We start from the raw sequence: 4,496 nt of genomic DNA, 5'->3' as shown, positions 1-4,496 counted from the left end.
AAGGGGGGCTTCTTCTTTTGCGGGGTTGGGTTGGTTGGGGGGGGGGGGGGGGCCGTCCGTTTTCCGCCATTCCGCGGACGCCGCTCTCCCCACCCTGAACCGCCCGGTTCCCCGCCCCGTACCGAGAGATGTGGGCCCCGGATGGAACACGATCGCCCTGTCTTGCGTCTCTCTGGTGCTGTAACCGTGGCGGCACCCCGCGTGCACGTGCATCCGCTCATGCATCTGCACGTGAACAAAGCTATGATCCGGGGCAGTTGACTGCTGCATCACCAGCATCACTGACATCAATGGCGTCACTGGCGACGCAGACATCACTGGTAACACCGGCCACACCAGAGCCAACGCGCATCCAGCGCACTACTGCACCACCCCGGGGAGCGACCTGTGGACCACGACGTGTACGGCGTGGATGACGTGTACAACGGCATGGCCGCGACGGAGCTGACCGAGCTCCACGCGGTGGCCTGGCAGAAGAGCCGGCACAGCAACTCGCAGGGCAACTGCGTGGAGTTCGCCCGGCTGCCCGGCGGTGAGGTGGCGGTACGCAACTCGCGCTTCCCCGACGGCCCGGCGCTCGTCTACACCCGAGCCGAGATCGAGGCGATGCTCCTGGGCGTCAAGGACGGGGAGTTCGACCACTTGGTCGGATGAGGTCCGTCCGGCGGCGGGAGGCCGGAGGGTCCGAGGGTGTGACACGCGTAGAACCGCGGCGCCGAAAAGCGCCGCGGTTCATCGACAGGCGGACGGGCGGCCCGGGGCGGACTCCACCTGGAACAGGGCCCACACCACCTTGCCGCTGAGCGCGCCGCCCAGCGGATGCCAGCCCCAGCTGTCCGCGAACGAGTCGACCAGGAACAGCCCCCGCCCGGACTCCGCCGAGAAGTCCTCGGAGTCGCCCGCGACCGGGCTGTCGTGACTGGGATCGCGCACCGCGCACACCAGCCGCTCGGTCCAGCGCATCAAGTGCAGCCGCACGGGCGGGTCCTGGGCCGGGCGCGCCCCGTTGTTGGCGGGCAGACCGTGCCGCAGGGCGTTGGTGACGAGTTCCGAGACCACGAGGCAGACGTCGTCGAACCGTTCGCCCAACCGCCACTGGTCGAGCGTGCCCCGGGTGAACTGCCGTGCCTCGCGCACCGCTTCGTAGCGGGGCGGCAGCGCGCAGGACGCGGCGTCGGACACAGTCGCGGGATCAAGTGGCGGAAGTCCCTGCCGTAAGGGTTCGAGCATGGTTGATCCATTCGTCCCCATGCGAGGCACTCCCGGGAGTTCGCGGTCGTTGCGATGCAGCGGTGGCGCGGGACCATGGTTTCTGATGCGTACAGCAGATGCAAGGGCAGATGCACGTGCACGCGCCCGAATTGGACCTTCACATACCGCTTGCTGAACATTTCTTCTGTCGCCCGATTCCCTCGCGCCGGGCCCCGGCTGGCGACTTCCTGGCGACCTCCTGGCGGTTTCCTGTGCGCGCGGGGTGTTCTTCGCGACGCATCTCGGCCACACTCCCTTCTCTCCTCCCCCGCCTCATCCGTCCCAGAAGTTGAAGACTTTCCATTTCTGTAACCGGGCGAGTGCGGATCGGAGTGGATTAGTGGCAGACTGCGGCCCCTGAAGAAGTTGGGGAGGCTGGACGAACGTGGGCGCCGGTGAATCGAGCGGGTCGGTGGTGAGGCGGATGCTGCTGGGCTCGCACCTCAGGCGGCTGCGCGAGTCGCAGGGGATCACCCGGGAGAAGGCCGGGTACTCGATCCGCTCCTCGGAGTCGAAGATCAGTCGGATGGAACTCGGCCGGGTCAGCTTCAAGACCCGTGACGTGGAGGACCTCTTGACCCTCTACGGCGTCACCGACGAGACCGAGCGCACCTCGCTGCTCTCCCTGGCGAAGGAAGCCAACGTCGCCGGCTGGTGGCACAGCTACTCGGACGTCCTGCCCAGCTGGTTCCCCACCTACGTCGGCCTCGAAGCGGCGGCCCACCTCATCCGCAGCTACGAAGTCCAGTTCGTGCACGGTCTGTTGCAGACCGAGGCGTACGCCCACGCGGTCGTCGCCCGGGGGATGAGGGGCGCGAGCGAGGCGGAGATCGACAAGCGGGTCGCTCTGCGCATGGAGCGCCAGAAGTACCTGGTGTCCGAGAGGGCCCCGGAGTTCCACTGCGTCCTCGACGAGGCGGCGCTGCGCCGGCCGTACGGAGACCGGGACGTGATGCGGGGGCAGCTCCAGCACCTGATCGACATCTCGGAGCGCCCGAACGTGACGATCCAGGTCATGCCGTTCAGCTTCGGCGGCCACTCCGGCGAGAGCGGCGCCTTCACCCTGCTGAGCTTCCCCGAGTCCGACCTCACCGACGTCGTCTATCTCGAACAGCTCACCAGCGCGCTCTACCTGGACAAGGGCGAGGACATCGCCCAGTACGAGCGGGCGATCAAGCGGCTCCAGGACGACAGCCCGTCCCCGGCCGAGAGCAGGGACCTGCTGCGGGGGCTCATCCAGCTCTCCTGAGCCCTGAGCCCTGAGCCCTGAGCCCTGGGTCCTGGGTCCTGGGTCCTGCGAGTCTTCACAGAGTCTCCCGAGTAGCTCTCCAACTCCCTTTACTCGCAAGTACGATGACGAGTGATCAATCTTGATCGATGCCGACTGATTGAGGATCACATGTCGTCCTACTTCACCGACCTGGCCCAGCAGTACATCGGCGGCGAGTGGCGCCCGGGCTCCGGCTCCTGGGACATCATCGACTTCAACCCGTACGACGACGCGAAGCTCGCGTCGATCACCATCGCCACGGTCGACGAAGTGGACGAGGCCTACCGGGCCGCCCAGACGGCCCAGAAGGAATGGGCCGAGGTCAACGCCTATGCGCGTCGCGCGGTCTTCGAGAAGGCCCTGAAGGTCATCGAGGAGCGCGAGCAGGAGATCACCGAGGTGATCATCGCCGAGCTCGGCGGTACGTATCTCAAGGCCGGTTTCGAACTGCACCTCGCCAAGGAGTTCCTGCGCGAATCGATTCAGCTGGCGCTCCGCCCCGAGGGCAGAATCCTTCCGTCGCCGATCGACGGCAAGGAGAACCGCCTCTACCGCGTACCGGTCGGCGTCGTGGGTGTCATCAGCCCCTTCAACTTCCCCTTCCTGCTCTCCCTGAAGTCGGTCGCCCCCGCCCTCGCTCTCGGCAACGGCGTCGTGCTGAAGCCGCACCAGAACACCCCCATCACCGGTGGCACCCTGGTCGCGAAGATCTTCGAGGAGGCCGGCCTGCCCGGCGGGCTGCTCAACGTCGTCGTCACCGACATAGCCGAGATAGGCGACGCCTTCATCGAGCACCCGATCCCCAAGCTGATCTCCTTCACCGGCTCCGACAAGGTCGGCCGTCACGTGGCCACCGTCGCCGCCGCGAACTTCAAGCGCACCATCCTCGAACTGGGCGGCAACAGCGCCCTGGTGGTCCTGGACGACGCGGACATCGACTACGCCGTCGACGCGGCCGTCTTCTCGCGCTACGTCCACCAGGGCCAGGTCTGCATGGCCGCCAACCGCGTCCTGGTCGACCGCTCGGTGCAGGCCGAGTTCACCGAGAAGTTCGTGGCCAAGGTGAAGTCCCTGAAGGTCGGCGACCCGAGCGACCCGAGCACGGTCATCGGCCCGGTGATCAACTCCTCGCAGGCGGACTCGCTCAAGTCCGTCGTCGAGCAGGCCCTCGCCGAGGGTGCCACCGCGCTCGTCCACGGCTCCACGACCGCCAACCTGGTCGAGCCGTCCGTCCTCACCGACGTCCCCGCCGGCTCCGCCCTCCTCCAGCAGGAGGTCTTCGGCCCGGTCGTCTTCCTCATCCCCTTCGACGGGGAGGAGGAGGCCGTCCGTATCGTCAACGACACCCCGTACGGCCTCAGCGGCGCCGTCCACACCGGGGACATCGAGCGGGGCGTCGACTTCGCCAAGCAGATCGACACCGGCATGTTCCACGTCAACGACGGCACCGTCCACGACGAGCCCCTCGTCCCGTTCGGCGGTGAGAAGCATTCCGGCATCGGCCGCCTCAACGGCGAGACCACGGTGGACGCGTTCACCACCCAGAAGTGGATCTCGGTCCAGCACAAGCGGAGCTTCTTCCCCTTCTGAGGGGCGACGCGTCCGGGACCGAGGACCACGCACAGGCGGACATGCACCCATGCACCCATGTGTACAGTGCGTGCATGTCTGCTGCGTATCCCCTCGCGGAGGCGCGGGGCAAGCTCGGGGAGCTTGCCCGTCGGGCCGCTCAGCACGAGCGCATCACTCTGACCGATCGCGGTGTTCCGGCCGCAGTCCTCGTCTCTCCCGCAGAGCTGGAGGATCTTGAGGACGCCCTCACCCTCGCCCGGCTGGAGCGTGACCGTGCCCTCGGCCGAGCCGAGCCCCCGATACCGCATGACGAGGCCCGCCGCGCGCTGCTCGAAGCGGCGGGCCTCGTCATGCGGTATCGGGGGCTCGGCTCGGCCGAGGGCACGGTCACGCTCCAGCCGGG

5 protein-coding genes are annotated in these 4,496 nt (G+C 67.5%); 4 read left to right on the top strand and 1 reads right to left on the bottom strand.

Translation table 11 applies throughout. From position 1 onward, the window contains the following. Positions 1-387 precede the first annotated feature (387 nt). A complete protein-coding gene (locus tag P1P70_RS41160; RefSeq protein WP_193382079.1) occupies positions 388-654 on the top strand; it encodes a DUF397 domain-containing protein in 267 nt (88 codons plus the stop codon). 78 nt (positions 655-732) lie between these two features. On the opposite strand, the gene P1P70_RS41155 is transcribed toward P1P70_RS41160, so the two are convergent. Then, complete coding sequence (locus P1P70_RS41155) at positions 733-1,230, bottom strand: ATP-binding protein (protein ID WP_319247089.1); 498 nt, start codon at positions 1,228-1,230, stop codon at positions 733-735. Positions 1,231-1,675: 445 nt separating this feature from the next. On the opposite strand from P1P70_RS41155, the gene P1P70_RS41150 reads away from it, so the two are divergent. The 3 genes from P1P70_RS41150 to P1P70_RS41140 all read left to right on the top strand — a co-directional run. Then, the gene (locus P1P70_RS41150) at positions 1,676-2,500 is read left to right on the top strand and encodes a helix-turn-helix transcriptional regulator (protein ID WP_319247087.1); all 825 of its coding nucleotides are present in this window, start codon (positions 1,676-1,678) and stop codon (positions 2,498-2,500) included. A gap of 150 nt (positions 2,501-2,650) precedes the next feature. Beyond that, positions 2,651-4,111 (top strand): aldehyde dehydrogenase family protein, encoded by a 1,461-nt coding sequence (locus tag P1P70_RS41145; RefSeq protein WP_319247085.1) that lies wholly within the window; start codon positions 2,651-2,653, stop codon positions 4,109-4,111. A gap of 74 nt (positions 4,112-4,185) precedes the next feature. Then, the coding region (locus P1P70_RS41140; protein WP_319247083.1) for a type II toxin-antitoxin system prevent-host-death family antitoxin at positions 4,186-4,496 on the top strand (311 nt) is incomplete at its 3' end.

It is taken from the genome of Streptomyces sp. MB09-02B (assembly GCF_033794485.1).
Classification (GTDB): domain Bacteria; phylum Actinomycetota; class Actinomycetes; order Streptomycetales; family Streptomycetaceae; genus Streptomyces.
This window is presented reverse-complemented; position numbering and strand designations above follow the sequence as displayed.